5 protein-coding genes are annotated in these 5,805 nt (G+C 31.5%); 1 reads left to right on the top strand and 4 read right to left on the bottom strand.

Annotated features, from left to right (window positions below; all coding sequences use genetic code 11):
* Nucleotides 1-161: 161 nt before the first annotated feature.
* Both FPG59_RS13220 and FPG59_RS13215 read right to left on the bottom strand, forming a co-directional pair.
* Nucleotides 162-3,137 carry a histidine kinase gene (locus tag FPG59_RS13220; protein WP_254906706.1) on the bottom strand — a complete coding sequence of 992 codons (2,976 nt, stop codon included), beginning with the start codon at nucleotides 3,135-3,137 and terminating at the stop codon, nucleotides 162-164.
* Nucleotides 3,127-3,876: a LytTR family DNA-binding domain-containing protein gene (locus FPG59_RS13215; RefSeq protein ID WP_217875913.1), complete on the bottom strand. Its 750-nt coding sequence runs from the start codon at nucleotides 3,874-3,876 to the stop codon at nucleotides 3,127-3,129. The genes FPG59_RS13220 and FPG59_RS13215 overlap by 11 nt, the downstream gene beginning before the upstream one ends.
* A gap of 184 nt (nucleotides 3,877-4,060) precedes the next feature.
* Here FPG59_RS13215 and FPG59_RS13210 point away from each other — a divergent pair, with 184 nt between their 5' ends.
* Nucleotides 4,061-4,978: a ketopantoate reductase family protein gene (locus FPG59_RS13210; protein ID WP_086455057.1), complete on the top strand. Its 918-nt coding sequence runs from the start codon at nucleotides 4,061-4,063 to the stop codon at nucleotides 4,976-4,978.
* Between the two features lie 10 nt (nucleotides 4,979-4,988).
* Here the strand turns inward: FPG59_RS13210 and FPG59_RS13205 are convergent, their stop codons facing one another.
* The gene (locus tag FPG59_RS13205) at nucleotides 4,989-5,579 is read right to left on the bottom strand and encodes an RsmD family RNA methyltransferase (protein ID WP_086455056.1); all 591 of its coding nucleotides are present in this window, start codon (nucleotides 5,577-5,579) and stop codon (nucleotides 4,989-4,991) included.
* Nucleotides 5,576-5,805: DUF3822 family protein (locus FPG59_RS13200; protein WP_140344661.1), on the bottom strand; the 230-nt coding region annotated here is incomplete at its 5' end. The genes FPG59_RS13200 and FPG59_RS13205, both read right to left, overlap by 4 nt.

The raw sequence follows: 5,805 nt of genomic DNA, 5'->3' as shown, positions 1-5,805 counted from the left end.
AATTATATTTTTTTTTGATTAATATTAACAAGTATCTTGAATTGATATTTGGATAGTTATAACCCAAAACTAAAAAACTTAAAATAACAAAAAAACCCGAAATTATAAATTGGGGTTTCTGGGCTATAAAATGGGTAATCTATGTTACAATTTTTTTTCAGCTAAATAATTAATCGGATAATTACTGTAGTTCCTGTTTCCGAAAAATTGATTTGAATAGGATTTATATTGCTAGGTTGGATAATTTGAAGGCGCTTTTTGGCAATGGCAATGCCTTTTGAATTGTGGGTATTTATATTTTTGGTATTGCCTTTCCCGTTATCTAAAATTTGGATTTGAAGCAGCTGATCAACCGTAATTGTAAAATCAATTGTAAAAGTAGGGTGAGGAGATTCTTCATCAAAAGCATGCTTGAAAATATTTTCTACAAAGGGCTGTAATAACATTGTAGGTATTTCTATTTGGTGTTTATCGATGCTTTCATCTACTTCAATTGTAAATTGAATACGGTTGTCAAATCGTTTATTTTCAATAGCAATGTAGGTCTCTAAATATTTAATTTCATCAGCAATTGTTATGGTTTGGTAGGTAGAATTGTCTAATGTTTGACGCATCAAACTAGCAACTTCGCTGATATAAATTGTAGAATTTAGTTTGTCATTATTAAAAACAAAACCTTGAATGGTTTGCAGAGCATTGAATGTAAAATGCGGATTCATCTGACTTAATAAGGCTTCTAGTTTTGCCTTAGCAAGTTGATTTTCGGTTGCTGCTTTTTGTTGGGCTCGTTTTTTTATTCTGAAAATTAATAGCGCTGATCCTAGAATTATAAGAATTCCAATTGTACTATAAAAGAGGCCTGTTTTCCAAAATGGAGGTTGAATGATAATTTTTAAAATACTAAAACGCGTTGTTTTTCCGGCGTGTAAATCTAAAACTTCAATTTCTAGATTGTAAGTGTCATTTGGTAAGTAAGACAAATAAACGAATGGTTTTTCTGTATAAGGACTCCATCGATTTGATTTTTTCAAGCGGTATCTAAATTTTAATTTGTTTGGGTACAAATGTCCTTTTGGAACAAAATCTAATGCGATTGTATTGTGTTCATAATCTGTAATTAATTGATTGGATTGATACGAAAACCAACGGTAGTTTTTTGGAGCAATCAGAACGGAATTAATGGCAATTGAACTGATTTTGATATTCGTAACCGAATTTTTAGTTGCAGTAATTTTTTTTAAATCGATTGTGAAAAACCCTTTCTTAGTGCCAAGCCACAATTGATTTTCAAAAATTTGGGAACTAGTTATGGCGGCATCTTTCAGACCTTGTTCCTTATCAAATAACTGCATTACTCCATTATGATAGCAGTTTATTCCTTTCTCAGTACCTATAAAAATATAGTCTTGGTAACTTTCTAGAAACGTGATTGTTGTACCAATCAACTTATTTTTAGGAATTGTTTTTAGTACTTTAAAAAATTTGGTGTTATCAATTATATAAACAGCATCAAATTCAGATGCAATAATCAAGTTTCCTTGCTTGTTTTGGGTAATAAATTTGAGTTTGCTTTCGTTCCAAATCCCTTCTTTTAGCAGCGATTTGAAAGCTTTATTTTCATAAACAAACAATCCTTGGAACACTGAAATGAGGTAGCTTTTGTCTTTTGAATTTAAAATTCCAACTACGTCCAAAGGGGTATTCGTATTAAATTCCGAGTAGTGTTTGGCTTTTAAATTAGTAATATCATCATATACCCGAACGCCCGCGTAGGGAATCGTTTCTATTAATTGCTGATCGTAGGTAAACCCAATTTTATAACTGTGAATGGGTGCGTAATTGATTAATTTACCTATAAAGCTCATCTCAAATAAACCGATATTACTGCTAATCCAAAACGATTTTTGATGTTTTATGATTTCATAAAATTCGATTTGGTTTGCGGGTATTTTATAGTTTAATTCGTAATAACCGTCAGCATGTGAAGGCAGTTCTTGTTTTGAATTTTTAATGTACGCTAGTTCTGCATTTTTAAAATCAGTTAATGAAACTGATGTGGTAATGGTATTGTCTTTTTCTAAAAAGGAGACTCCATCCTGATGCAGTATCACTTTTTTTGCTCCGATGGAGGTGAAATCCACTATCGTTTTATTTTCAAATGGGTTGTAGTTAATGGTTTTATCGAGCTGAATTTCGTATATTCCTTTGTCTTTTGAACCTACGTAAAGAATGTTTTTTTTACGAGCGTGCACCACATTCAATAAATTTTTAGAATCAATTCCGTACAAATCCGAAATGTTTTTCATCTGGTTATTTGCAATTGCATACAAACCACCACTGTTGTCAAACACACCCCAAGCAGCCGCGTAAAGATTACGATCACTATCTGTAATGAAGTCCCAAAAAATAGATTGCCCAAGAGATTTTGAAGTTGGTTGATCTTGTAATAATTTTTCCATCTGAAAGGATTGCAGGAATCCTTTGTTGGCGCTGAGTAAAGTTCCCTCAAATAAACCCAAACTGTAGGTATATTTAAACTGATGTATTGGTACAATTTCTGGTTTGTTTTTATTGGTTACAATTTTAAAAAGACCTTCGTTAGCCGTTGAAAAAAATACTTCATTTTTATAAACTACAAAATCCGTAACAATAAATACTCCAAAATGCGGTACAATTCCTTTTGGAACTGCTACTGCGTTGGTCTTAGGATCAATAATGGCAACTCCTAGTTCTGTACCTACATAAATTTTGTCGTTGTGAGCCAATACTTTTCGAGCTCGTAATGATGGTAAGCCCTTTTGTTTATCAAAAACAGTAAATTGTAAACCGTCATATTTGTATACTCCACCTCCATAACTAGCAAACCATAAGTTGCCATTGCGGTCTTGAGCTATGTCCCAGCAACTGTTATTATTAATAGTTTTTGGTAAAATTAGATTTGAAAAGGCTCCATTTTCCAGCTTCGAAATCCCATTTTCAGTACCAATCCATAAGTCTTCATTTTTATCTAAAAACAATGCCCTAACTGCATTATTAGGTAATCCATTTGAAGTAGTGTAATTGATGGAAGGCTTGTATTGAGCTGAACAATACACACCATAAAAACACACAAGAAAAAGTAAAACTTTAGTTGGCAAGTGCATCTATAAGTTTAGTTTTGTTATAATAAGCATCTGAAACTTTAATATTGGAACCATTTGACATCTTTAGAGTATACGTTTTACTGTTAAAAGAAACGATTTTTTTCTTATTTATTATGGCGCTACTACTTACTTTAATGAAACTACTTTCGGGCAACAATGAAAGAACATCTTTTAAATATTTATGAATTACAATGATGTCGTTTGTTGTTATAATTGTACATTTTCCAGTTCCATTTTGTGACTGGCAACTTATGATTTCAGTTATATCAACTACAGTAAAACCGTCATTAGACGGGAATAAAATGGTAGTTTGATTTCCTTTCAAATTATTTTTTAGGATTTCGTTTCTGTTTACAGTGTTGGCCAATACCTTTTTAGTTTCGAATTGTTCAACAATGGCCTTTATGTTTAATGGATTTATGGGTTTCATTAAATAATTCATGGCACTTATTTCAATAGCTTTTGTATACTGATTGGCATGTCCGGTAACAAATACCACTTCAAAAGGCAGTACATCAAAACTATTGATTAATTCGAAACCATTTTTTTCGGGCATATCAATATCTAAAAACACTAAATCCGGCTTGTGGGTTTTGATAGCTATTAATGCAGTATCAACAGAAGGGCATAGGGCTACAATTTGAATAACTCCATTACTATACAATTCGCAGAAACTTTTAATAAGCTCTCTCGAATTTTTTTGATCATCAACGATAATAGCATTTAGTACCATAAAACAGAAAAGAATTACGTTAGTAATTGTTGCATTAATTTTTGAATTGTATTCTTTTTTTTTGCAAAAAAACAAAGTTACCATTTTGATTTGTTTTTTCACTGCAAAACAATAGAAGTTTATTACAAAAAAATCGGTATTTTTGAAGAAAATCAATAAAGTATTTCTAATTAGGAGTTATTATATGAAAACAAGAATTGGAATTTTAGGAATTGGTGGAGTAGGAGGCTATTTTGGTGGATTATTAGCAAAGACTTACGTAGACTCAGATGTTATCGAAATTATATTTATTGCCCGTGGTAATACCCAAAAAGTCATAGCGCAAAATGGTTTGAAAATAACGACGGATACTACTGAAAGCATTGTGTTTCCTAAATTGATCTCTAATAACCCATCAGATATTGGAACTCTAGATGTCCTTATTTGTGCTACAAAAACCTATGATATTGAAAACAGTTTGATGTCTATAAAAGATTGTATTATCTCTAAAACTATGATTCTGCCATTATACAATGGTGTAGATGCAACGGAACGGATTCAAACACTATTTCCTGAAAATACAATTTTACAGGCTTGTGTTTATATTGTTTCTATGACTACCGCTCCTGGAAATATTAAGAAAATTGGTTCGTATGAGAAATTATTTTTTGGTTCTACAACAGTACCAATTTCAAAATTAGAAACATTACAATCTATTTTTACAAATGCAAAAATCGAAAGCTATCTCGTAGAAAATATCGAGGAAACGGTTTGGGAAAAATTTATTTTCATCTCCGCTTTAGCCTCTGCAACTTCCTATTTAAATCAAAATATTGGCGGTATTTTAAATAATCCTAGCAATAAAGAACTTTACAATGCATTATTAAAGGAAATATCTGCTGTTGCTTTGGCAAAAGGGATCAAATTACCGAACGATATCATTGCTCAAACCATAACCAAACTAGAGAAATCACCGCAAGATAATACATCATCAATGCATAGAGATTTTCTTGCTGGAAATACTACAGAAGTAAAATCGCTAACAGAATATGTAGTTAATGAAGGTTTAAAATATGGGGTTCTTACGCCTAAGTATCAGCAAATTTTAAAGAAATTAACTTGAAAAATTACAATTACTCTTCTTCTTGATTCAAAGAAATTACTTTAGTATCATCTTCATCTTCGCTTTCAATTTCAAAAAAACTAAAAATAGATCCTCCGTAACTTTTTTGAAATGAAAAATGCATCATGTGATCGAGCTTCGTATACTTAGAGTGTTCAATAATCATCATACCATCTTCGTTGAGTAATTCTTTCTCAAAAACTAACATCACTATTCTCTCGAATGTTTTTTGGTCTAATCCATAAGGTGGATCTGCAAAAATGATATCATAAGATGTTTTGCATTTTTCCAAATAAGCAAACACATCACTTTTTGTTGCAGCTATATTAAAATCATATTCAGAGGCAACTTGTTTGATGAATTTTACGCAACCAAAGTCACCATCAACAGAAGTTATGGGTGTACTACCGCGAGAAGCAAACTCATAACTTATGTTTCCTGTCCCTGCAAACAAATCTAATACTTTGAGATTTTCAAAATTAAAATGGTTATTCAAAACATTGAATAATGCTTCTTTAGACATGTCTGTCGTAGGTCGAACAGGTAGGCCTTTTGGAGGTGAAATTCTTCTTCCTTTATATTTTCCGGATATGATTCTCATGAGTTAAAAAGTATGTAATGGGCTCTGTTTTCGGCAACAGAAAAATAATTGTTCCAACGTAAATCTTCGACATCTATAAGGGATACGTTTCGAATGTATTTGTAAACAATTGTGTAAAAATCACTTTCTACATCTATTTTTCCAATAAATTCTAATGCAAAATATTCTGGATTCATTCCTAACTGTTCTGCAGTAAAAAGAATATAATAAATTAAATCCTCAGGGG

Origin of the sequence: Flavobacterium sp. FPG59 (genome assembly GCF_002150205.1) — a bacterium.
In the GTDB taxonomy this organism is placed as follows: Bacteria; Bacteroidota; Bacteroidia; order Flavobacteriales; family Flavobacteriaceae; genus Flavobacterium.
This window is presented reverse-complemented; position numbering and strand designations above follow the sequence as displayed.

What these genes read in the sequence shown, in the direction of transcription:
- FPG59_RS13215 (WP_217875913.1), bottom strand. Translation starts at nt 3,876, where the DNA reads ATGGTACTAAATGCTATTATCGTTGATGATCAAAAAAATTCGAGAGAG.
- FPG59_RS13210 (WP_086455057.1), top strand. Translation starts at nt 4,061, where the DNA reads ATGAAAACAAGAATTGGAATTTTAGGAATTGGTGGAGTAGGAGGCTAT.
- FPG59_RS13205 (WP_086455056.1), bottom strand. Translation starts at nt 5,579, where the DNA reads ATGAGAATCATATCCGGAAAATATAAAGGAAGAAGAATTTCACCTCCA.